Annotated in this window: 18 protein-coding genes; 13 read left to right on the forward strand and 5 right to left on the reverse strand. The window is 57.2% G+C overall.

The features are described from left to right. Nucleotides 1-25: 25 nt before the first annotated feature. From U1A53_RS21765 to U1A53_RS21785, 5 genes are all read left to right on the forward strand, one after another. Nucleotides 26-529, forward strand: a complete 504-nt coding sequence (locus U1A53_RS21765; RefSeq protein ID WP_322283968.1) for a hypothetical protein — start codon at nt 26-28, stop codon at nt 527-529. A 309-nt stretch (nt 530-838) separates the two neighbouring features. Next, nucleotides 839-1,201, forward strand: coding sequence for a DUF6876 family protein (locus U1A53_RS21770; protein ID WP_322283969.1), 363 nt, complete (start codon nt 839-841; stop codon nt 1,199-1,201). Nucleotides 1,202-1,897: 696 nt separating this feature from the next. Further along, on the forward strand, nt 1,898-2,143 hold the full coding sequence (locus tag U1A53_RS21775) for a hypothetical protein (protein WP_322283970.1): 246 nt from the start codon (nt 1,898-1,900) through the stop codon (nt 2,141-2,143). A 66-nt stretch (nt 2,144-2,209) separates the two neighbouring features. Then, the gene (locus U1A53_RS21780) at nt 2,210-2,473 is read left to right on the forward strand and encodes a hypothetical protein (RefSeq protein WP_322283971.1); all 264 of its coding nucleotides are present in this window, start codon (nt 2,210-2,212) and stop codon (nt 2,471-2,473) included. A gap of 593 nt (nt 2,474-3,066) precedes the next feature. Further along, nucleotides 3,067-3,678 (forward strand): hypothetical protein, encoded by a 612-nt coding sequence (locus U1A53_RS21785; RefSeq protein ID WP_322283972.1) that lies wholly within the window; start codon nt 3,067-3,069, stop codon nt 3,676-3,678. A gap of 10 nt (nt 3,679-3,688) precedes the next feature. Here the strand turns inward: U1A53_RS21785 and U1A53_RS21790 are convergent, their stop codons facing one another. Then, nucleotides 3,689-7,084: a TM0106 family RecB-like putative nuclease gene (locus tag U1A53_RS21790; protein WP_322283973.1), complete on the reverse strand. Its 3,396-nt coding sequence runs from the start codon at nt 7,082-7,084 to the stop codon at nt 3,689-3,691. A gap of 547 nt (nt 7,085-7,631) precedes the next feature. Here U1A53_RS21790 and U1A53_RS21795 point away from each other — a divergent pair. The 3 genes from U1A53_RS21795 to U1A53_RS21805 all read left to right on the forward strand — a co-directional run bounded on the left by U1A53_RS21795 (nt 7,632) and on the right by U1A53_RS21805 (nt 9,498). Further along, a complete protein-coding gene (locus tag U1A53_RS21795; RefSeq protein ID WP_322283974.1) occupies nt 7,632-8,528 on the forward strand; it encodes an ArdC-like ssDNA-binding domain-containing protein in 897 nt (298 codons plus the stop codon). After that, entirely contained in the window at nt 8,525-8,719 is a 195-nt protein-coding gene (locus U1A53_RS21800; protein ID WP_322283975.1) for a hypothetical protein, read from the forward strand. Before U1A53_RS21795 ends, U1A53_RS21800 begins: the two co-directional genes overlap by 4 nt. 479 nt (nt 8,720-9,198) lie before the next feature. After that, entirely contained in the window at nt 9,199-9,498 is a 300-nt protein-coding gene (locus U1A53_RS21805; RefSeq protein WP_322283976.1) for a hypothetical protein, read from the forward strand. Nucleotides 9,499-9,682: 184 nt separating this feature from the next. On the opposite strand, the gene U1A53_RS21810 is transcribed toward U1A53_RS21805, so the two are convergent. Genes U1A53_RS21810 through mobF form a run of 3 tightly spaced genes read right to left on the reverse strand, consistent with a single transcriptional unit; the run spans nt 9,683 to nt 14,679 of the window. Then, on the reverse strand, nt 9,683-10,993 hold the full coding sequence (locus U1A53_RS21810) for a hypothetical protein (RefSeq protein ID WP_322283977.1): 1,311 nt from the start codon (nt 10,991-10,993) through the stop codon (nt 9,683-9,685). Nucleotides 10,994-10,998: 5 nt separating this feature from the next. Next, nucleotides 10,999-11,415: a hypothetical protein gene (locus U1A53_RS21815; RefSeq protein ID WP_322283978.1), complete on the reverse strand. Its 417-nt coding sequence runs from the start codon at nt 11,413-11,415 to the stop codon at nt 10,999-11,001. A 6-nt stretch (nt 11,416-11,421) separates the two neighbouring features. Further along, nucleotides 11,422-14,679 (reverse strand): MobF family relaxase, encoded by a 3,258-nt coding sequence (gene mobF / locus U1A53_RS21820; RefSeq protein WP_322283979.1) that lies wholly within the window; start codon nt 14,677-14,679, stop codon nt 11,422-11,424. Between the two features lie 321 nt (nt 14,680-15,000). Here mobF and U1A53_RS21825 point away from each other — a divergent pair, with 321 nt between their 5' ends. After that, nucleotides 15,001-16,536: a TraM recognition domain-containing protein gene (locus tag U1A53_RS21825; RefSeq protein WP_322283980.1), complete on the forward strand. Its 1,536-nt coding sequence runs from the start codon at nt 15,001-15,003 to the stop codon at nt 16,534-16,536. Nucleotides 16,537-16,564: 28 nt separating this feature from the next. Beyond that, nucleotides 16,565-17,449 carry a J domain-containing protein gene (locus U1A53_RS21830; protein WP_322283981.1) on the forward strand — a complete coding sequence of 295 codons (885 nt, stop codon included), beginning with the start codon at nt 16,565-16,567 and terminating at the stop codon, nt 17,447-17,449. Here the strand turns inward: U1A53_RS21830 and U1A53_RS21835 are convergent. Then, nucleotides 17,438-18,622: a replication initiator protein A gene (locus U1A53_RS21835; protein WP_322283982.1), complete on the reverse strand. Its 1,185-nt coding sequence runs from the start codon at nt 18,620-18,622 to the stop codon at nt 17,438-17,440. The genes U1A53_RS21830 and U1A53_RS21835 overlap by 12 nt on opposite strands. A gap of 491 nt (nt 18,623-19,113) precedes the next feature. On the opposite strand from U1A53_RS21835, the gene U1A53_RS21840 reads away from it, so the two are divergent. From U1A53_RS21840 to U1A53_RS21850, 3 genes are all read left to right on the forward strand, one after another. Further along, nucleotides 19,114-19,737, forward strand: coding sequence for a ParA family protein (locus U1A53_RS21840; protein ID WP_322283983.1), 624 nt, complete (start codon nt 19,114-19,116; stop codon nt 19,735-19,737). Continuing rightward, nucleotides 19,730-20,110: a hypothetical protein gene (locus tag U1A53_RS21845; RefSeq protein ID WP_322283984.1), complete on the forward strand. Its 381-nt coding sequence runs from the start codon at nt 19,730-19,732 to the stop codon at nt 20,108-20,110. Before U1A53_RS21840 ends, U1A53_RS21845 begins: the two co-directional genes overlap by 8 nt. 226 nt (nt 20,111-20,336) lie before the next feature. Continuing rightward, on the forward strand, nt 20,337-22,862 hold the full coding sequence (locus tag U1A53_RS21850; protein WP_322283985.1) for a hypothetical protein: 2,526 nt from the start codon (nt 20,337-20,339) through the stop codon (nt 22,860-22,862). Nucleotides 22,863-22,910 lie beyond the last annotated feature (48 nt).

Genomic DNA, 22,910 nt, shown 5'->3' on the forward strand with positions numbered 1-22,910 from the left:
AACCGAAGCAGTTTCATCTTCGATCATGTCCGATCTCATCCTCTATCAGTTCAGCCGGGATCGTGTGGAAGCCGGTGATGCCAAAGATTTCCTGTCCCGATTCGGCGATAGCGCTCTGCCGACAGGCAAGAAGCTGGAAGCCATGATGAACAGCGTGGCTCTGATGATCGACGGCTACAATCACGACCCCCGAGAGATCTACGCCATCCCAGAAGTCAGAGCGTTCTACAAGCAGCTTTGGGAGGTCTGGCCCTACTGGCTTTTTTTCTGCAATCTGGACTCTGAAAACCTGATGATGATGGTGATGTGCTGTCTCGAATCCCTGGACGCGCTGAAGGTGAAAGGTCAGAGCCAGGTCAAAGTCAGCATCAGTCCCTTGGAGGTCGTTCGATTCATCAGCGGTGGTTTTGTGCCGATGAATGAGATGTGTGAGCGTGCCGGAATGAGCGAGCGCCAGATATTCGACCGGACCAAGGCAGTGTTCGAGTATTTCAACCTGCCCTTCGACGCGGGTCCACCCCCGAGGTAATACGCCGCCCACGCTGCAACATCGGTTGCTGTCGAAGCAAAAATCACGCGAGCGCCCAGGAAGGCCGTTGTGATGTTTTGAGTGTTGTTGTCGGCTCACAGTCCCGCTTTGCTTCGTAATTCTGCGCTGCTCCCGGTTTTGGTCCCACTGCGGATATGGCTCGGTTATGGCGGAAGCCGTCTGACCGTCAACCCCCGGCCCGCTCCATTCGCTTCGCTCCCGTGTTGGGGGCATGACCGCCAGCCTCATAGCTCCCGCCTTTGCACCGTCGCCCCGCAGTGGGGTGAAACCAAAACAAGGAGCAAAACTATGACGCAGAAAACACTCACAAAAGCAGACCTCAGCCAGTTCACCGGCACCGAACAATGGTATCGCCACGGCCTCGCACGCAACGTGCTCTACACCGAAGGCGCACAACACGTCGCTGAAAGCGGCGGAGCCTACTGGCTCCTCGATGAAATCGCCTTCGCTCAACCCATTCGCGAAGTCGCAGCCGAAGCCTTTCAGGTCTGGCGGCTGAAGGTCAACCCTGACCACAGCGCGACGCTTGCCTGTGAAGATGGCAATTCAAAAATCGTCTTCACCAAGGAAATCGAGTTCACCGATTTCCCTCTCGATGAGATTGCCTTCTACTTCACAGACAACGTGCTGATGCTGCCCAGCGAATACTAGCAGGGCAGCCTGCCCGCCCAAGGCAACTTGGGCGGGTTTTCTCCGCTAATCACTGATTCTCTAAGTTCAGTTTCATCTGCGGGGAAAAGCCTTTCCCTCGCGCCTACTGCGTGGGGCGCTACCCATTCCAGCGGGAGGTATCCCGCAACGCCCTCGCCATGCGGCTCCGCGCTCCCACCACGAGCAATCCCGCCATTCGTCGCCTCAGTCGGGACAAGCCCTCCGTTCACCGCCAAACGGCCAGCTTGCTTCCCGTCCACCTCTTGGACCAAACCTCCGCCAGGCAAGCCGGTGATTTCCTCCGCCCGCCTTCGCCCTCCGGCGGATCACCTTTCATTGCCCCGGCTCGGTTCCGTCCGCTTTCTGAACACTGAGCAGGGAGGCGCGATGCGTCAGACGACAGGTTCAAAGTGAAGGATGTTTTGCACCCTCGCATGGAAGCTACACACGGCGGTAAAGGTTTTGCGACAAGTCAGTCCATCAGGTTCCTGCCCCCGTTCTTGTGGGCGGTTCTTCATGGTCTCCTTGGGGTTTCTCACTTGGAATTTTGGAAACGTAGCAGCCGCGCAGGGCAGTCAATACCCGGCCCGCTCCATTCGCTGCGCTCCCGTGTTGGGCATGACAACGCCCTGCTTCACCGGCTGCTATTCACGCTCCCAATCCCTTCGGGGAGAAACCACTAAACAAGGAGAACCTATGAATAACAAACCAGCCCACGAAATCAAAAACGGCGCAGTCAAAGTCACCATCTGGTCCAATGAAGACCAGGGCAAAACCCGCTACAGCGTCACCGTGTCCCGCAGCTACAAGTCTGGCGAGGATTGGAAGCAAACCACCAGCTTCTTTAAATCCCACCTGTCGAAGCTGACAGCCGCTCTTGAGCAGGCCGAGCAGTGGATCGCGGAACGCGAACCCGCTGCTGCCGAGGCACAAGCTGCCTAAACCATGATGCCGCGCCTTCGGGCGCGGCATTCTTTTTTCATATCCAACTCTCCAAGGAGAACCGCCATGGCTTTCATTCAACTCGACTACGACACCTGGTTTGAGCAGTTCAAACCCATCACCAAGCTCGGAACCGACCATATCGCTTTCGATACCCACGACGACATTGATTTTCTACGCACACAACCCAACTCGAAAATCTGGACTCTCATCGACTGCCCCGGCTACAACACGGCGGTCATCATCAATGGCTATTGGCGTATCAACCGTTTGGAATACTACGTCACCGAAGTGGCTCATGACGAAACTGATGAATACAACATCGAATGAGGTGTGGGGGAAAAGCTTTTCCCTCGCCGCTACTGCGTGGGCGGCTACCCATTCCAACGGGAAGTGTCCCGTAACGCCCTCGCCCGCCGCGTGACGCCGTTCGATCCGCCTTCAGCAAGCCTTGAAGAGTCAAGGCGCGGCGTTTCAAACCACGTCACTGCCTGCCCCATGTCGCACACCGAAGCAGCCGGACGCTTCGCTTCTGCCTGACCCTCCGCTTCGCTACCGGCTGCTTCCGTGCCAGTCAAACCCACCGCGAGCAATCCCGCCTTCATCATAATGGTCGGGGCAAGCCCTCCCTCTGCTGACAAAGGCCAGCTTGCTCCCCCACAACCTCTTGGACCGATCCGCAGACGCGCCGGACCGCGACCACTTTGCCCGCCTTCGCCCTCCCTTCTTGTCGCCGGTCCATGCTACATCTGCGGTTCCGTCCGCTCTGAAGCGCCTGCTCTCGCAGGCGGGGCAAGCGCGTCTCTGTGGAGACTTCCCAAGGATGCCTGCACAGGCGGGCCTTGTGGCACCGCCGCTTGCCCTTCGTTTTCACAAAACACTTCTCGGCAACCGGGTCGTTTCATCTACAATTCACGCACACTATGAGCCGCAGATCCCACACCATTCTCGCCGTCACGCTTTGTCTGTTTCCCCTCATTCCGTCTTCTGCGCAGACAGAGCAGCAGAAACAAACGATGTCAGTGCTGAAGGCCGCGAGCGAACGCCTCATGCGCGGCGACGTCGCAGCTCTCGACGAGGTGAAAGCGCTACCGGGCGATGACGCGGTGGCCGGACTGCTGATGTTCTTCAAACAGAACTTCTACGTCTATTCCAAAGAGACACAGAAGAAGGCCATTGCCGCCAAAGCTGCCCAATACATCAGCGAATGCCCGACCGCCGCTGACTACATCAAGCGCCTGTTCAAAAAGGAGGAAGGAAGGCCCAAATCGGGAATGCTCATGAACTACCGGCAGACCACGCTGGACAGCCTGACCGCCGCGAACAACAAGTTCGCCGTGAGTCTCCTCATCGAACTTATGGACGAATCCAACTTGGAGGTGCCGCCCGGAGATTTTGCCGTTGCCATCGCCAAGATGGGCATCCCTTCTGCTCCCTTTACCAAGACAGAACTGAAATCCGCCGCCACGGCAGAGGGCGTCGCCAAATGGAAATCATGGTGGAAAGAAAACAAAGACGGCTTCCCCGACAAGTGACGGGCAGTGGCTAAATATGCTGGGCCAGCTCCATGTAGCGACAGAACGCGTTTGCCAACTGAATCTGCCGAGGTGTTCGGCATTCTGCTTCAAACAGAAGCGGAGAGCCAACCACAATGCACACGCACTTGGCTCGTGAAGTTGCGACATTGAGGCGATTCAGACTGTAAAGAAACTCCATGCCTCGCGGCGCGTCGGCGTGAGAAGATGTCGTCATGGAATAAATCGCAATCGGCGCTTGTTGCCCTTGGAATTTATCAACCGTGCCCACTCTTGCCCCAGGAAGACGCTCTTGAATTTCAAACACCTGTGCGTTGTAGGGCGCGATGATGAGCACATCTTCAAGTCTGAGCGTCCTCTCTACGCCATGGCGGTCAATCCATGTTGTTCCGCTCCCAAGTATGCTTGTCACAAGATCTCGAATTCTATCAGCCTCCTCCGGTGAAGAACTTTGATTGCCCTCATGATTCACAGCCACATACCGAAGTCCTGCACCACGAACTACACTGGCCGACTTGATCTCCTGCGCCTCCAGCCCCTCCTTCGTCTGCAAACGCCCTTCATAAAACAACTCCGAGGTGAAAGCACAAATTGCCGGATGCAAACGCCACGTCTCTTCCAAGAACAAACCCCTTCCGGCCTGGATCGTCTGGTGACCATCCAGAATATGATTGAGAGCTGATACGTCTGTGCCTTCAGGGTGACTACCCTGCATCGGTTGATCTAGTTGCTGCGGATCTCCCAGCAACACAAGACTCTTTGCTGCATGGGAAACGGCAAGGACGTTCGCCAGCGACATTTGAGCCGCCTCATCTACAAACAGGACATCCACAGTCTCAAAGGCTTCCTCCCGCGACCAAAGCCACGCTGTTCCACCAGCAACTTGGCTTCCACGACTCAGCGCCGTAAACAAGTCAGCATTGCTCTTCGCAAAACAGAGGTGGTCGATGTCATCTTCCTTTTCCTTGGCCTTTTGAATACAGCGAATGTCCATGCCCTGCTCCCCAGCGGCGACAATCACTTCGTCCAAGAGATTGCGAATTACGGTATGGCTGTTCGCTGTAATTCCCACCTTCTTACCGCTTTTTACCATGTCGCAAATCATTCGCGCCCCGGTGAAGGTCTTGCCCGTCCCAGGCGGTCCTTGAATTGGCAATACGCCTCCCTCAAGGCTCAAACCAACCCGACAGGCAGATTCGAGTGTTGATTCTGTAGCCGTGTGAATCGCCTGCCCACCGATGCGCGGCGGTTCTTTAAGGAGTAGATCACGCGCTGCCTGATAGCGGCCAAGCCCTGCAATCCCGCTTTCTGCGACATAGTCGCCGATTCGCATCAGCGCAGCCGCCTGCTCATCAGTGCCAATCACAGCATGTTCAAACACCGCATCGGCATGAATATTGGCGGTGTCGCCGCGCTTTTTGATGTCAACCCAACGTTCTTCCAAATTGATCGACACCACAGCTCCATATTTGTCACCACCGACCTTATGAAGTGTCTCACCCCCTCGAAACTCAGATTCTTGCAGTGGAAACCGATAACGATGAACGGGGGCTTTTGCAGTCCCCCCGGCGCTTCCGACGAATTCCAAACCGGACAAGCCGACCCGTTCATCCAGCAAGTCTTCGCTCGACAGATCACGAAGCCGAAAATACTCCCACCACACGGCTTTCAGCTCACGCCTGTGCCAATCGAGAAGATTGGCAAGAATCCAGCGCCCATGCTGCTCTGCGCTCCGCTCTGCAACATCAACGGGCACATCATTGGTCAGTCGCGCTATCAGCGCATTCACCCGCTGTAGCCATTCGCTGATGTCCTCGCTTGCGGCTCCGTCCAATGGGGACGGACGATCAATAATTTGCCCCCTCGCCAGCAGATCGGAGCGAATCTGCTCAAGCCAGTTCCGCAGTTCAAGTGTCGAGACACAATCGTCGCGATTGTAATCGGTCACTTTTTCCCTCATTTCGTCCGTGATGCCTGCGAAATTATTCAATTCCATGCAAGCCTGGACTCGCGTCAGCGCCACATTGGCATCAGGCAAACTCGTGTTCCGCACATAGGCATAAAACACTTCGAGCTTCTTGATTGAGTAACTCTCCACACTTGCACGCACCGCATGACGGACAACGCTGTAGAGGTCAACAAACAGCTCCGCACGCAGCATCCGGTCGATTTCCTCTTCGCGTGTGGCATACCGGCCCATCAGTCGTTTTAACGCGCTTGGCTCGTAGGGGGCGTAGTGGTAGATGTGCAGGTCTGGATAACGTGCCCACCTTTCCATTACCAAATCAACGAATTGCTCAAAGACCTGCTTTTCCTCTTCACGCGAGTGAGTCCAATTGCCCGTATATTGGGGCTTGCCATCATTGTCGAGCGTGACGTAACCAAACAGAAACTCAAGACCTCCCTCACCAACAAACGGATCGCCTTCAAGGTCGAAAAAGATGTCGCCAGGTGAAGGCTCCGGCAAACAATTCAAACCAAATCCCTGCATTAAGGGTAATGCTTCAAATATCGGCGTTCCGGCAGTCCTGCCCTCTATCTGAATGCGAGCCTGCTCGCGAATTCTTTCGTAGGACTGCGCCGATCCACGATCAGGTTTCCAACTCAAAGGCAAAGGCATCGCACCCAATTCGCTTGTAGTGCTGACCCCATGATTTTGCAGTTCATTGATTTGCACTTTGGAGATGCCTGCGACCAGACAGAGATGATCATCTGCGCGGCGCTTGTTATCGCATGGCACCCGCCAATGGCAAATATCACAGTGACTTTTCGGGTCTGGATAAATTTCGCGGTTGGCATCAGTCGCAATGCTGCGCTCAAGCCCCGCTTTCACAGAGCGGTAATAGGCGGAGTAGTCCGTTATGCGATAAGACTGTGGTTCAAAATTTGTCCATGGCGTTACGACGAAAGTCCTCTCAGGAAGCACCCCTTGGCTAGCTCCCACCAAGTCTGAATAGAGACACAACTGGAGAATCGTTCCTCCCTTTGTCTCGCTTGCGAGCTTGGTATCAATCACTTCGTATGACCAGCTTCCGAGAGATGAGGGTGTTTCGATGCGACGCAGGATGTCCGTTCGCCCTCCCCAGCCATTTTGCATGAAAGCCCCTTGCGAGATGATCTGCACACCGGCCTGCATCGCTTTCAATGTCGCGTTCACAAGTTCCTCAGTTACTCCAACGCCAACAACCTCGTGAACATCAAACCCCGCGTTTCGGAGATGTTCAACGTAAGCCTTTTCATGCTCCAGGCCACGCTCCCAAAGAATCTGCAAGAGCGGGTCGCGATTGACTGATTTTTTCAGCTCACCATTTGCAGCAGCAAACTCCAGCCCGGTTAAATGGCGGCAGTTAAGATGCCCGACTAGATCGGACCCGCTGAGTTGCAACACACCATTCTGAATCAACATATTCTTCAGTTTACCAATTTATCAGTATTACAAAAGCAGATTCGGCGGGGGGAAAAGCCTTTCCCTCGCCGCTACTTCGTGGGCGGCTACCCATTCTAACGGGAGGTGTCCCGTAACGCCCTCGCCTGCCGCGTGACGCCATTCGTCTCGCCTTCAGCAAGCCTTGAAGAGTCAAGACACGGCGAGCCAAACCACGTCACTACCTGCCACGATACTGAACACCGAAGAAAGCCGGGCGCTTCGCTACCGCCTGACCGTCCGCTGCGCTTCCGGCTTCTTCCGTGTGAATCTTCCCGCCCTGCGGCGGTGAACTACGCCGACCGCTTGTGCCTCGCTTGTCGGCTCTGATGCCTCCCGGACGTTCGCGCCGTCAAGGGCATCCACCAGTCTCCCCAAATTGTCCTCTCTCGTGCCTCGCTGCGGGACTTTGGGGATGCCCCTCTGGCGGAGCCTCCCTGTGACTGCCGCCCGTCCTACGGCGGTTTGGTCATCATGTTTTGCGCGCGCCCGAGTGCTTTGCGCAAACCCGCAACAGGAGGAAACATACATGAAACCAGACATCTACGAACAGGTCACAGACCGCATCATCACCCAGCTTGAATCAGGGGTTGTCCCTTGGAAATCGCCATACTTCTCGAAGGTCGGATTTCCCCGCAACTTCTCCACCGGCAGAGCCTATCAGGGCATTAACGTCTTCCTGCTTGGAAGTCTGCGCTTCACCTCGCCTCACTTCCTGACCTTCATTCAGGCCAAGGAGCTTGGCGGACACGTCCGCAAAGGGGAACAAGGTTCCCTTGTCGTGAAATACGGCACCTACACCAGGCACGAGGACCAAGCCCCCGCCATTGAGGACGAGGCAGAGACGCGCCGCTTTTTGAAGGCTTACACCGTGTTTCATGCTTCGCAGATCGAAGGCATCGAATTCCCGCAGCCCGATAATCTGCCCGAGCTTTCCATCACACAGAAGACAGACCGCGCCCGCGAGATCGTCGCAGCGATGCCAAACGCCCCCGCCATCCATGACGGGAATGCGGTTCCCTGCTATCGGCCCAAGACTGACAGCGTTCACATGCCGGAGCGTGGTTTCTTCGAGAGTGAAGAAGCGTATTATTCCACCCTCTTTCACGAGCTGAGTCACAGCACCGGCCACGCCTCACGCCTTGCCCGTAAGTCACTGCTTGAGAACAAGGGCATTGATGCCGCTGGCGACACGGCCCGCAAAGTCTATGCCGAGGAGGAATTGGTGGCAGAAATGGGTGCTTCATTCCTGAACGCCCACGCCGGCATCATGGAGGACGAAATCAGCAACTCCGCCGCCTACCTGCAAAGCTGGATTGATGCCCTCAAAGGCAAGGACGCCAAAAGCTGGATTGTCCGCGCTGCATCGCAGGCACAGAAGGCAGCCAACTACATCTTGAACATTCAGCCGGAGGTTCTGCCATGAGCTCCTTGCTTGCCCTCTCAGATGCCGAGCTGATCGAATTGGCAGACCTTACCGATGCGGAGTTTGACGAGCTGGAAAACCAGCTCGCACTTCGCGCCGCGTGCCTTGGCTGGACTGGCGACCCCATGCGCCAGCCGCTCGAAACCGTCGTCGCCATCGTGCGCGGCATCATCTCCAAACGCATCGACTAAAGCGCACACCATGAATGCCCTTGTCAAAGTCACCGGACCCCACGCCAGAGCCGTCAGAATAGAAGACAAGCCCCGCGCCGCTTGGCGCGTTGCCGTGATCGAAACGCAGAACCGGAAGCCGCAAGGCAAGGTTTATCAATGCCTCAGCTATCGCCGCGCTGTCTCGTTATCCTGCAATATGGCGCATGACCGGAGATTGCATCTTCACCTTGAGGCATTGCCCCGATAGGGGCGCAAATCAGGCCGGATGTGCCGTCATTTTGGCAGTCTCCCAACACTTGGAGGGTGCGCACTCCCTGCCTTTCAGATGGCAAGCTAAAGTCCCCGCCGACCGCTCAAGCAGAAAATTGGTTCCCCCTGAAGGTCTCCCCCAATTTTCGGCTTTGACCGGCTCGCTTCGCTTCGGCTTGAAGGGACTTTGTTTTGCTTTGCCATCAGGCAGCGAGAGGCGCCGCCCAACATAAAAAGGAGACAGAGCCATGAACGACAACACCAACAATCAAGACGCTGATTTTGAAACGCCCCTTTTCCCAGGGCATCAAACTTCAATGGAATGCATCGAACAAATGATCGACTTCACGCCAGATATTGAATCCGAGTATGCCTTGCTGATGACCCGCGATCTGTTCCGAGGCGCACCCGACCTGCTAGATGCTGCAAAGTTTGCCTTCCAAGAACTTCAAAAACTATGCGATTCGCAGCCTACACTTTCCGCTGTTTCCAAACGGCTCAACGCTGCGATTGCCGCAGCGACACCGCCGCGCCCTCTGATGGCGTAGGCGGCCACGCCTCCCGATGCAATGCCATGAACCAGAAGCGCCGCTCTCTTTCGCTCACTCTGCGAATACTTTTGGAAGTCCCCGCCCTGCCCGTCCCTTGGTGCGGCTCCGCAAGGCATCGCCTATAGACTCAGAAACCAGAGTTTGAGTTCTTCACACGATTACTGCAGCGGCAATTGGCTCACTACTGAGGCCCCTTGCCCCACATCTCCACCGCTTGAATTCTCCCCACAGGCTGTTTGAGCTTGGCAACTTCGCGAAGCTCTGAGCCATCAGGTTTCATCCTGAAAATCCCATTGCGAGTCGCGAAGACTACCACGCCAAGCTCGCGCATCAAAGCCAGCGGAGCTGACTTGTCGTAGCCGACAAGATAAGGTTCGGCCAACACTCGCTGCGGTTCACTGCCAATGGTTTTGATCCAGGTGCCGCGAAGTTTCATGTCCGGGATTTCCCGTGAATAGATCAGCGTGTCGTGGCTCACCCAGGTGATATTGTCGGCTTTGATGTCAAGGCTCTCCGCTTTTTTTGCCTGAACATCCACCAGCACCAACCCGTTGCCGCCGAAGCAGAGCAAATACCGCCCATCCAGCGACGGCATGGAAAACTTCTGGCAGTCAAAAGGCAATGTCGCCACTTCCTCTATCGTTCCTTTCTTGCGATCAAACACTCCCACCGTCTTCCCAGGCAGAAGGAACGCGCAGGCATTATTGTTCAGCCATTGATAATCCGAGACCTTGCCCGCACTTTTAGGGAACATGGCGGCTTCCGGCTTGTCGATGTCAAAAGCAAAGAGGCTTGCTTCCTCCTCACCCAGCATGACCTCGCAGTCTGGCGAGCGGCGCTTCATGTTATAGTGCAGGGGCAACGATATTTGCTGCAAGTCACCCGTGCTCAAATCTACACGCAAGAGCTTGCCCTGTTGGTTTACCAGACAAGCTTTTTCAGAGGCAAGCGACAGGTTCGCAGAGAAGTATAGTGCATTGAACTGGCCGTAATGCGTGGCCTGCCGCTCGTTGATGAACTTGAATGCGGTCCAGTCAATACCCGCGATCCAGATGTCGCCGTCCTTCACATACATGGCCTGGCTGCCGTCATTGGTGAATGCGGGCGGCGTTTCAACGCCCATCACGCCGTCCTGCTTTCCATCCAGCCCGAACCTCATGATGCCGCGTTCCGCTTGCACCATGAGATGCCTGCTTTCAGGATAGTAAAACACGCGCATCGGAATGCCGCGCAGCCAGTTTTTGAAGATCACTTCACCTGTGCTGATGTCATAGAGGTCACCGCCCACCAGGGCCAGCCAGCCCAGCTTGTCGGGAAGCTCTTCAGCTTTCTTTTTGATCTCTGCCACCACGGCGGGATCAGGTTTCGCAAACTCCCAGCGCGGCATCGTGCGCTTGAAGAACCACCATGCACCAAACAAGCCCGTGCTGAGCAGCACCACGCCGATGGCAATCGCGTATTTCGGGAACGCCTTCAGTATGCGCCAGTTCATGGAGTTTAGTCGGCGGCAGGTGCTTCCTCAGTGAACCCTTTCGGCGGAGTGATGCTGATCTCTTCAACAAAACACTCGTTGTCTTTGTGATCCTGAAGGTTGCTGTCCGCTTCCTTCACCCACGCGACCCGCTTGCCCTTCACGCCGTTGAAGATTGTGCGCAGGCCACGGCCTTTGATGGTGATGAGGAAGCCGCCAAATTCCAGGTCGATGCAGCCGCTTTCCGGGTCATGGTTGAACCATAGCAAATCCGTATAGCTGAAACAGGTTTGCAGCCCGTTGCGGAACTGCAATTCCAGGAAGTTCTCCTGCATCCCTTCACCGATCAGAATGGAGAAAAACTTATCGCCATCAGGCGTCAGTTCGGCAGGCTTTTCAGCCGCCTGTCTTGCCTTGAGAATTTCGTCAATTTTGTCAGCCATAGTGCCTCATTTTTTGATGACGACGGGACGCGGCGCGGCCTGCTTCGTCTTGGTTTCAGTTCTGTTTTTAGCCTGCCCCTCGCCGGTCTTCCTAATACTTGCTGCTTTTTCCTTTTTGGAGTGCTCCGCCGCACGGTCCGCGTTGCTGTTCTGCAACGGTTTTACTTTTGCCCTCCCCATCTTGACCTCTTTCTCTTTGTCTCCCGGCGCAGACCTGCCGCGCACCTTGTCCGCCACTTTCTTGAAATGGCTGGCCGCTGACTCGTAAGCTTTCACGAGCCGCTCTTTGCGATCTTGAGGGGCTTTCGATGCTGGAGGTTTTTCTTGAGCGACTCCTGTCTTCTTGGCTTCATGCGCCGCCTTCAGTTCAGCGATCCTCGCGTCCGAGTGCTGGCTTATCTTGGGCCGTGCGATGCCTTTGCTTTGACTGCCCTTTCTCGGTTCTGAAGGATAGCCCTTGGAGCGGCTTTTGCCGTCCGCGCCAACCAGGTTCCGGCGCATCTCGACGTAGCCCTTCCAGTCGATGACCTCGCCTGTTTTGCGCGGTTCGACCTTCCGGTGCTCGGTGAGCTGCTTGACGAAGGTTTTGGCACCGTCCAGCCCTTTGCGGCTGTGAACAGCCTCCCGCCATTGTTTTGCACCCAGTTCGCCGTTCATGAAGTTGGAGAGTTCCTGCGAGGTCAGTTCCGCCAGTTCCACGCCGGACATTCGCGTGGACGTGTTGCCGACCGCCTGCTGCAATTCGCGGCGGTTGTCAGTGTAGATGCGGAGGGTTTGTTTGCCACGGCTGCATGACACATAAAATTGTTCACGAGAACTGGCAAGGAACGAATCGGCGCTTTGTGCCACCAGCACGTCGCGGACGCTCCGGCTCTGGCTGGAATGCGAGGTCTGGCAATAGCCGTGCGCGATATGGCCGTGGTTTGCCGGAAGAATGGCCCCGTTGCTGAGGACGATCTCGCCCTTCCTGCCGAACTTCTCCACAGCTAAGAGGTTGCCGTTGTTGAGGCGTTTGCCGTTCGTGCTCTCTCCGTTTCGTGTGATGCGAATGCGGTCCCCCTTTGCCAGGGCGATCTCGCGTTCCTCATAGACCAGAAACTTTGCGGCCTCGTTGAGGGGCAGCGTGCGGGTTTTGCCTGCCTTATTCTGAATTTGCACCGTGCCGTTTTCGCCCTGCCCCAGCACCTTGAAAATTTCGCCGCGCTTCACGCCCTTGGCGTTCTGATGGAACTGAACAACCAGACCGGCACGGTAGTTCTCAGGAAGTTGGCGCTCCGCTTCCTCCCACTGCAAGTTCTGGTATTGAAGGAACTTCTTTTCCGCGCCGAGCTGTCCCGCCTCCCGGCGAGCCTCACGAATGGCGTTCGTGACCTTGGCGCTCTCCGCATGGGTCGGAGAGACGACCAGTGGAAACTCGCCCCGTCGCCCGAAGGCGATGTAATCAGCCGCCAGTTCCCGGTGACGCTGCGCTTCGTCTGCAATTTCCACGAACGCTCCCAGGCTGTCCAGGCGACGGAAACCGGTTCGGAGGTCGCCTTTGCTGATGGCTTCGATGGCCTTCTTGTAGTCCTCAACTTCCTGACGCCGGATCTCCGTCACTTCCGCGACGCGAAGACCGGCATGTTTTTGCAGGATGCGAAACGCATCACCCCGCGCCACCGGCGCGTGCTGTGCGGTGTCGCCAGTGAGGATGACGCGCGTTTTAGGCCCGGCGATTTCCATGATGCGCCACAAGTCCCTTGTGCCAAGCAGGCCCGCCTCGTCGATCCAGATGACCTGCCCACGAGCCTGCTTTTGCAGCTTGGTGTTGAGCATCAGATGGGCGACCGTATCGGCACCCGCGAACCCCGCTTCACGGAGGGTTTCACGGGAAGCGACGGCAGAGGGAGCAAAGGCGAACACCTTTAATCCTTGCGCCTCAATCGCGGCCACCGCGTCTTTCATGAGCGTGGTCTTGCCCACGCCAGCACCGCCGCGAATCGCCATCACCTGATCGCGGCTGGTGAGCAGATGTTTGACCGCTGCCCGCTGTTCCTCGGAGAGCTTTTCAGAATATGAAAGCCTGCCCTTGCCGCCCAGCGGCATGGCCGAGTTCCGGCCAGCACGAACAAAAGCAAGGAGGGCGATTTCTTCTGCCAGAACATCCACGGAAGTGCAAAGATGCTCATCGCCGATCTTGCGCCCAATCAACTGCCGCCGCTCAAACTCAGCTTTGATCGCCTCCGGTGTCGTTTGCCCAACGCCAAAGCGAAGCGCTGCCGCCAGGATATGGCCGCGTTCCACCACCGATTGCCGCTCGAACAGTTTGGAAATGGCATAGTCCACGGCCTGCCCCGCAGTCACCCTTTCGGCTCCACCCTGCCCACGCTCATAGCAAACCTTGGAGATTTGCACCTTTTCGTCATCGGTGAGCCGGACACTCCACGCCGCCAGCAGGTCTGAAAAGGTCATGCCGTGTCGTTTTCCCTCCCGGCTTGCAGCCCCAAGAGCATCTTTGGCCTTGGCGTCCTTGATGCCCATTTCATCGGCCAGTCGCTCAATTTGAGCGGTGCGCCGCGAGAACTTCGCTATCACGCTGGCGGGCATTCCCTTGATTTCCCAGCCGCTTTTCCGGCGCTCAATGGCGTAGCCTTGAGCCACTAAACTTGCCGTCAGGCGGGCATGAAACGCCGCTTCCGCGTAATGCGCTTCGCGCTTGATGGCCCCGAACTCCGCAGCTTTCCATCGCGCCTCCGTTTGGTCGAAAGTCGCGTTGAAAGTGAAACAGTGAACGTGCAGATGCGGATCGGGAATGCCACCGACCGGGCGGGAGGTGAAGTGAACAAACTCGGCCCAGGCGAGGTTTCCAGTGACGCGGTTTTCACGCGCCCCCTTCCTTCTGACTCGGGTTTCCGCCCTCGCCTCAAGTTCCGTCATGGTGTCAGAAACCGCCTGCCGAAACGCTTTCAAAACCTCTTTGTCCTGCGTTAGCGCATAAAGCACGGAGAGACTTTTTGGCGCGTGAAAATTGAGGTCATACCCTACCCGGCGACCTTCCTTCGTGCGGGGTGTCAGCTTCTCCCCAGTGAGGGGATTGCGGTTCTCCACCAGCGCCGCGAACTGCTCCCGATCCACGTCCCCGGACAGCCCCAGCAGGCCCGCAGCGCGGCCATGCCACTTGCCTACCACCTCCTGTTTCTCGGAGTAGTAGTCCTCGCGTTTCAGACCTTCCGCATAGTATTTGCGGGCGGCTGCCGCGCTCGTGTGCGCTACAACTCTGAGCATCGGTTCATTCTACCACATCTGATTCCGCGAATCCATTTTCGCCGCTTACTCGGCAAAATTTGCCTGCTAGCAAGCTATTGAGCGAGCCAGCAAGGCAGCGAACTTGCCACCTTGTCAGGTTGCGAGCTAGCAAGCTGGGAAGGCAGTTTCCGAGCAAGTTTGCCGTCTAGCAAGGAGGCTACCGAGCTAGGAAACTAGCAAGCTAGCAACATAGCAATATGATCTTCAGACATCTCTCCTTAGCAGTGCTAAGGCTGTGGTTTTTGCTCGCCGCAGAGCGGCTGCGCGGCTAGCTTGCAGTGACCCCAGCACCCTCCCCTCATGGATGAATTCAGCCTCGCCAAACGTCCCCCATCTGCCCCTACAGGCGCAAAACGAAACTGGCCTGATGACGACGAGGCGTTGCTGGAATTGAGTGCAGACGGCAAGACCAGCAGGGCTGAAAACTACTGGTGCCTGAAGGATGCCTTTGAGGGTGTCCAGATTTTGGGAGCGACCGGTTCTGGCAAATCATCAGGGAGTGGGCAAGCCCTCGCCAAGGCGTTCATGGAGTCCAATCTAGGCGGACTGGTTCTGACTGCCAAGAACGACGAAGTGCTCTCATGGAAGCGCTTCGCCAAGGCCGCAGGCCGTGAGTCAGAATTGCTCATTGTCGGCCCCGACTCACCCCACAGGTTCAACTTCCTGCGCTACGAATTGAAGCGGCCAGGAACCGGGGCAGGGCACACCGAAAACCTCGTGAACCTGTTTTGCAGCGTGCTTGAAGCCGCCGAGCGAAAACAAGGGCAGGGCGGCGGGCAGGATGCCTATTGGCAGCGCACATTGAAGCAACTTCTCAGGAATGCGATTGACCTCGCCGTTCTCGCTTTGGACGACATCGACCTGCCGTCCCTCTACCGGATCATCACGTCCGCGCCGCGCTCCACAGATGAGGCAGAGAATCCCGACTGGCAGAAGAAATCGGCCTGCTTTGCATTGCTGGAAGTGGCGACGGCAAAAACTAAAGATAAGGGCAGGGCGAACGATTTGGAACTGACTCGCGACTTCTGGCTGCGGGAGTTTCCCAGCCTCGCCCCTGAAACCCGCTCCGTGATCGTCTCCACCTTCACCAGCATGGCCGACTGTTTTCTGCGCGGCCTGCTGCGTGACCTGTTCTGCACCGATCTCACCTTCACCCCCGAGGACACGTTCAACGGCAAGATCATCATCCTCAATCTGCCGGTGAAGGAGTTCAATGAGCTGGGCCAGTTCGCCCAGGTGCTTTTCAAGTTCATCTGGCAGAGGGCCGTTGAACGGAGGATTTCTGCGGACATGAGCCGCGAAGCTGCCCAGGCCGCAGCTCGCCCCGTTTTCCTTTGGGCGGACGAATCACAGTTTTTCGTCAATTCCTACGACGCGCTCTTCCAGAGCACGGCGCGAAGCTCCCGCGCCTGCACCGTTTACCTGACTCAGAACCTCCCCAGCTACTTTTCGGCCTTCGGCGGACAAAACTCCCGCTCCGATGCCGAGAGCTTCCTTGGCAACCTTCAAACGAAGATTTTCCACGCCAACGGCGACCCGACCACGAACAACTGGGCAGCGGATTCCATCGGCAAGACGCGGCAAGCGACGTTTTACGGTGGATTAAATGAAGGGATGGCGAAAGGCGGCACGATGAGCCAGAACGCAGGCGGCAGCATGGTGGTGGAATACGTCGTGCAGCCGCAAGAGTTCACCATGCTGCGCACGGGTGGCCCTGAATCTGAATATCTTGTGGACTCGATCATTTTTCAAGGCGGGCGGCGATGGCTCGCGACCAAGAAGGGCGAGCCGGTCGCTCAGAATTTCATCCGGCATGTCTTCTCGCAAAAGTCATAGGGCAGGGCAACGGTGAACAAATCCACACATGAAGGACCGGCAAATTCAATCCACGGGAGCGCAGCCAAGCGTCCCCATCCTCAGTCCCATCCTGCACTGGCTGGCGATGCCGGCCATCGTGTTCCTGCGCTCCCGATTCGGCTTTTCGTTTCTCAGTCCCAAAAGTGTTTTCTTCGCCTTCGTTTGGGCGCACCTCCTGTTCTCGATCTACGCGTGGATAGAGCAGGGCGTTTGGTTCAAGTATTGGGCCGTGGCGAGCTTCGGTCTTGGCGCGGCTGCGTTGTATCTGCTGCACCTTATGCTGGCCTTTTCACGGGAAGTGGGCAGGCAGGGCAAGCACGACTTCTATTCAGGGACATCGCACCTGCTGCTGCTTCCCGGCTTCAGCCAGCTTCGCGGCAACCCGCGCTCCGAGCTGATGGTGCATCTCTGGGTCGAGCCTTTTCTGGCCTTGACCACTGCGGCGATGCTTCGCGCTTTTTTCACAGAACACCGCCTTTCAACATGGCTGATCCTTGTCGCCGTCGCCATGTGGCTGAAGGAGTTCATCAATTTCTGGTATGGCATCCGCTCGGAGAAAAAGCACGAGGACATCATTGAAGACGCCAAGGAGAAGATGCCAGGGAGCGGCGCTGCTGAAGTCCCACTGCCAGCGGCAGGAACCCGCAAACCAAGGGCGAAGCGGCCTCCCCAGACAGCCGAGGATGAGCAGGCAGTGAAGGCATTGGAATTCCGCTCCGCAGAAGTGTTGCGACTGATGCCTCCCCATTCACTGGAGCAGGCCGAACTGAATTACCGCCATCTCATCAAGACCGTCCATCCCGATCCGAACAACGCGGACGCAGGGACCACCGAAAAAGCGGCGACTTTGAATGAGGCCATTGAGTATTTCCGCCGAACTCTAGGCGGCTGATTTTCGGCTTTTCGTTTCGATGCGAACCGAAGTCACCGGATGACCCATCGACTGCCATGCTGATTCCAGCTTGTGTTTGAAATTGGTTTCCACCCAATCCGCCACGAATTTGAGGTTTGCGCGATAGGTGAGAGTGCCATCTACCAGCTCGCCAAGCTGCAACCTTTCCAGCCAAGCTTTCACTTGGTCTGCTCCAATTTGTTTGCGCATCAACTCCAGCACGTTCTCCCAGGTTTCTTCCAAAGGCGTTCGCTCGATAAGCACAAGCTGCGCCTCTTGAACCGGATGTTCCTTGGCCTCAATCACCGCCCGTTTTTCTCTGCGTTCCATGAGCAGCATGTCTTTGCCTTGAGCCGAACTCACATGCTCCAGCCTAACCCCCGGCAGGTCATTCTTCTTCACCAGCTTTCGGAGCGTGCTCGCATAGTGCTTGTATGCCTGCTGCGAAGCGGATTTCTGGTAAAGGCTCTTGAACGTCTCTTTCCAGACGCCTGTCGGGCCTCCCGTGGCTTTTCGCGCATAGAGATAAAGCCAGCGCTCCACACTGCCGGAAATATCAAAATACCGTTTGTCGAGAGTCAGCACATGGAAGTCCTGAATGCTTTCAAAGAGCCATTCGGCCAGCACGACTTCAATGCCGCGAATTTCGCCTTTTTCTTCCGTGATCTCCCATTCTGAAATCCACGAGAACTGCCTGATGCGTTTGCGGCTCCGCTTGCCTTGTTCGGAACGGATCGTGGTTTGAATGCTCGTCATCTTGAGGCGGTGCAGGGCATCTTTGAGCCGCTGATATTGCCCGCCGCCGGGTTCGCGGTTCATCCATGCGAGGAACTGATACGGGGTGAAGTGAATTCGGCGCGAAGGCTCAAGTCCCTTCCTTTTGGCTTCGATCCATTGCGATATGGCATAGATGAGCAAATCCTGATCGTGGATCGTGGCAATGCCGTGTTCACCGCTGCCGGTGATGCGGACCGTTTCAGTTTGGCCCGACCTCGCGTCCACATACTCGTGCTGAATGGCCTCAGTTCTTCCGGGTGTCAGGCTGAACCAGCAACGCGCCATCAGATCAATCTGGTCTTTGGGGGCGATGTCAGCCGAGGACGCTATGAACCTTTCCAAGTTCTGATGTTCTTTGATCCCACCCTCAATCATCCTGCCCATGCCCTTCGGCATAGCATGATTGGTTTGAAAAAACAATATCGTCAGAGCAGCGACCTTTGGGCCGGATTTATCCAAACTTTCCAACCATCGTCAGACCAGCAACCCTTTGAATCGTCATGCCAGCGACCGTATCGTCAGAGCAGCGACCAACCCACGTCAGGCCAGCGACTTTGCTATCGTCACTTCAACGACCCGCCATCGTCAGAGCAGCGACCTTGGCAGCCCTCAAGCCCAAGCCTGCCGCGCCTTTCCAGCTCCCTAAACCTTACTTAAACAGTAAAGAATAAAACCTTTAAACCCCGTCGGCAGCCGACGCGCCTTTTTGAAAGGCTCGCCTGCCTCCGGGTGTCTGGCAGGGAAGAACCAAAAACTAGCAAGCTAGCTAGCAAGCTGTGTTGCAAGTTTGCAACCCTCCGAAGAAAAATGCAGGCACGCATCAGCAAAACATTCGAGAGGCTATCGGTGACAGGAGCAAATCACTATTCTGCCAAAAAGAGGCAGACATGATTTACGGACTCACAAATTCAAAAGGCGGTGTTGGCAAAACAACCATCGCAGTTCACTTGGCGGCATGGCTCGTCAAAAAGAAGCGCAGCGTGATCTTCATTGATGCCGACCCGCAATCTTCGGCATCACAATGGATCAAGGAACTGGCACTGCCGATCCAGCTTGAGCAAATCGACTCGCCGGAGGAAATAATTCATCGGCTCGCCAAACTCGCGGGCGATGCGAATGACATCGTCATTGACGGCCCCGCAGGACTTTCAGCAACGACCAGGGCCATCATGCTCCGTGCTGACCGCGTGTTCTTTCCATGCGGACCGTCAATTCTTGATCTCCGCGCAGCCTCCAAAGCCGTGCAGCTTCTTCGCGAAGCTCAGAAAACACGCAAAGGCAAACCGGAAGGACTTCTCATCCCCAACAAGCTGCAAAAGCGCGGACGCCTCAGCCGTGAAATGATGAACGCCGCGAAAAAACTTGGCGTGGATGTCACCGCTGGAGTGTGCCTTCGTCAAAGCTTCGCGGACTCCGCAGGGCAGGCCAAAGTGGTCTGGCAAATGGGCGCAGGGGCTTTGCTGGCCTCTCTCGAAATGCAGCAGCTCATGAAGGATATGACCCGTGGTTAACCGACGCTCACTCGACGACGCGCTTACCCCTGATGAGCAGAGTTTTCTTGAAACCGGCAAGACTGCCAAGGCAGAGCCGAAACCGAAATCTGAAGCAACCTCAAAGAAGGAGAATACCCCTATGGCAAGAGCAGCACTGAAAGAAAATTTTGCACAACGACCAACCGCCCAGGTGCCACCAAGTTCCGCACTGCCTCAGTTCACGATGGCGGGTGCCGTCTCCCTGAATGTTCGCATCGAACCCGAGATCAGCACCGCACTCCTCAGAGCATCAATGGACCGGAAAATCCAGAGGCTTGACCCGTTCACGCAACGCGACATCGTTGCCGAAGCACTTGCCGAATGGCTCAAAAATCACGGCTACCTTGCCTGATCAAGCCTCCGGTTTTATACAGCCATTTTATACAGCCACGGGCTGAAAACGTGCAATTCAGCCCCACTGGATGCAATTGGGCGCAACGCGCAACCATCGCCGAACCCTTGTGCTGCAAGGCTTTGCAAATGAATGCAACACAGTGCTACATTATGGAATACAACAGGAGTGTCCGCGCTCCCTTTCACAAACACTCGCTGGCGCGGTGTTGGGCACTCCGCAATACATGTCCCCCGAGCAAGCACGCGGCAGCATGGCGGAGGTGGATGAGCTTTCGGACATCTATGCGCTGGGCGGCATTCTTTACGCCATCCTCACGCTGCGGCCGCCGGTGGAGGGCAAGACGGCGCTGGAGGTGCTGGAGAAGGTCAGCCGTGGAGAGATCACTTCACCGACGGCTTTGAAAACAAGCTCCGGCAGTCGTGGAAAGGTCTTTGAAAAAGGCGAGGTGCTCGAAGCCAAGCAGATCAAGCCGCTGCCGCATCTGCGCGGTGGTCTGGTGCCGTCGGCGCTGTCTTCCGTGGCGATGAAGGCGCTGCGGCTCGACAAATCCGAGCGCTTCGCGAGTGTCACCGCCCTCAGCGCCGACATCGACGCCTACCTGACCGGCTTTGCGACGTCCTCCGAGCAGGCGGGAGTACTCCGACAGCTCCAGCTTCTCATGCTGCGGCACAAAGTCGTCACTGCCTCGCTCGCGGCGCTGCTGGTCGTCAGCCTGGGCTTCATGGTGAATCTGCGGACAAAGGAACGCCGGGCCGTGGCAGGCGAGGCGCGGTCCGTCATCGGGCTGGCGGATGCGGCCCTGCGCAATGGCAATGGCGTGCGGATGCAGGAACTGCTCCACACCGTGCCCGCCGAGATGCGTGACAGCAGTTGGCACTATCTGCTTGGACAGTCCGACACGTCGGTGACCACGATTCAGCTCAATCCACCGAAGGCATTCAGTCTCGCGCCACTGCCACGCACGCCGGGCGGTCTGGCGGTGGCGCAGTCGGGTGGAGGCATCTCCTTCATCCATGCCCGCAGCGGCAAGTTGTTGAAGGAGTTTGCCGCCGGCATTTCCACCTCGTGGGCGATACCCAGGATCGCTGTATCACCCGATGGAGAGCGCATCGCCATCGGGCAATGGGACGGCCCCGGCGGCATCGTTGTCCGCAATATTCGCAGCGGGCAGGAAATCCTGCGCTGGGACGCGCCGGAGACGAAAAGCCTGATGTTCAATGCCGATGGCAGCCTGCTGCTGCAACGATGCAGACCCGTGAACAACAACCCGGCTTCGATTCGAATCTGGGACAGCGCCACCGGTGCGCTCCTGTGGCAGGAGGGGCCGCCGGGCGCGATCTTTGCCACCTTTTCCCCCGATGGGCGGCAGGTCATCGTGAGCAACACCTCCAGCGGCCTGCGAATCGTGGATGCGCGCGATGGCCAAACGATCCGCCGTCTGCCGGGTGAATATCACAACGTCATCGACCTCGCCGCCTGCCGGGAGGGCTTGCTCGCGGCTCTCGACAACCGCGCCGAGGTGATCGTCTTCGATCTCCACGACGACACCGTGCTCACCCGGTTCGCCGGGCCTGGACCGCGCTCGCGGGACCACTTCATCGGCTGGACGCCGGACCGCGCCGTGCTGATCACCGCGTGGCAGTCCGCAGACAGCCTTCAGGTCGTGCAGCTCCGCAATCCGCGCAACGGAGCGGTGATCAGATCGTTGCTCGGCGGCAGGCAGGGCATCTCCTCCGCCGCCGTGCATCCGCTCACCGGCGAGTTGGCGATCGGGCTCAGTGGCCTGAAAGTCTGGGATGTGCGCGACACGCCGACGCTGCTGAAATACCCATCACATCCCACGCCGTTCCTCGGATTCCTCGGCACGGATGACACCCTCGTCAGCTATGCCAATCCGCAGTCTGCGCCCATCGTGAATCGAGGCACCAAAACCCTGTGGACACTCAAAAACAGCGGCTACCGTTTTCTCTCCACGAGTCCAAGTGGTGCCGTGGCGGCCATCCACACCGGAGACTCCCGCCAGCCCGTTTTGATCCTGGAGCGCGAGGGTGACTCCGTGCGCCAAACACGAGCCATCACCACGCAGTGCCAGGACCATCTCGTGCGTCTCAACCCGACCGGGAATGAACTGGCTATCTTCCGTGACAAGGTCGAGCGCTTCACCCTCGCTGGCGAGCCGCTCCCTGCGCTGGAGCAGGGCCGGATCGTGCAGTTCAACGACATCGCCTGGCTGCCCGCCACCGGGCGCATGATCGGCCTCGTCACGATGCATGGGCTGCGTTTTTCCAAGGACAGCGAGGAGCACATCGTGCTCTGGGACGCCGCCAGCGGCAAACAACAGCGCAGCATCCCGCATCCCACGCGAATGAACTTCCTGGCCGTCATGCCCGATGGCCGCCAGTTCGCCGAGGCGGGCGCGGATGCCATGGTGCGCCTGCGCGATGCCGACACGCTGGCCGTCGTGCATGAGTTCCGTGCGCACGACGGGCCGATCACCGCTCTCGCCTGCCATCCAACACGGCGCATCCTCGCCACCGGATCGCAGGATCTGTGCGTGCGCCTGTGGGACGCCGACAACGGTCAGCTGCTCGAAGAACTGCGCGGCCCTATCCAGCCGCCGACTCAGCTCATCTTCAGCCCCAGCGGTCGCCAGCTCGCCTGTTCCGTGGCGAATGACGAATGCCGTCTCTGGAAACCGACCACGCTGAACCAAGCCATCAAAGACAGCAGAATAGGGACAACAGAATAAGTTTCTGAAATTCTGCTGTCCCCCATTCTGCTGTCCTCCAAATCATCC

This window comes from Prosthecobacter sp., from assembly GCF_034366625.1.
In the GTDB taxonomy this organism is placed as follows: Bacteria; Verrucomicrobiota; Verrucomicrobiia; order Verrucomicrobiales; family Verrucomicrobiaceae; genus Prosthecobacter.